Below are 408 nucleotides of genomic sequence, written 5' to 3'. Positions count from 1 at the left end.
TTGGCACAGGAACAGGGTCGCACACTCATCTCTCATGAGTCCATCTATCGTTTTATTTATCATCGCGTGGCCCAAGCTGATTATTGGCATCGATTATTACCTCAACATAAATATCGCCGCGGAAGATTATATCGTGGCGGACTTAGCCCTGTAAAAACTATTAAGAAACGCAATCCTTTAGGGAAACGCCCATGTGAAGCAAACGAGCGGCGGGTATCAGGTCATTGGGAAGCAGACCTGATGTTATGTGCCAGATATAAAGCCGTGCTTGTGTTGCAAGAGCGAGTAACGCGTTATACCCATGCGGTTCGCCAGATGACAAAAAAGGCTGAAGATACACTCATAAATATGATGACGTATTTTGCAAATTTACCCCATCATATGAGACGCAGTGTCACATTTGATAAT

The 408-nt window shown here is 44.1% G+C and carries 1 protein-coding gene; it reads left to right on the top strand.

Going from position 1 to position 408, the window contains the following annotated elements; translation table 11 throughout:
• Positions 1–408, top strand: a 408-nt coding sequence (locus tag MTBPR1_RS10855) for an IS30 family transposase (RefSeq protein ID WP_165602660.1), incomplete at both ends; no start/stop codon positions are given.

The sequence above is a fragment of the Candidatus Terasakiella magnetica genome (assembly GCF_900093605.1).
GTDB lineage: Bacteria > Pseudomonadota > Alphaproteobacteria > Rhodospirillales > Terasakiellaceae > Terasakiella > Terasakiella magnetica.
The sequence above is the reverse complement of the archived record's forward strand: the minus strand, read 5'-3'. Positions and strand labels throughout refer to the sequence as shown.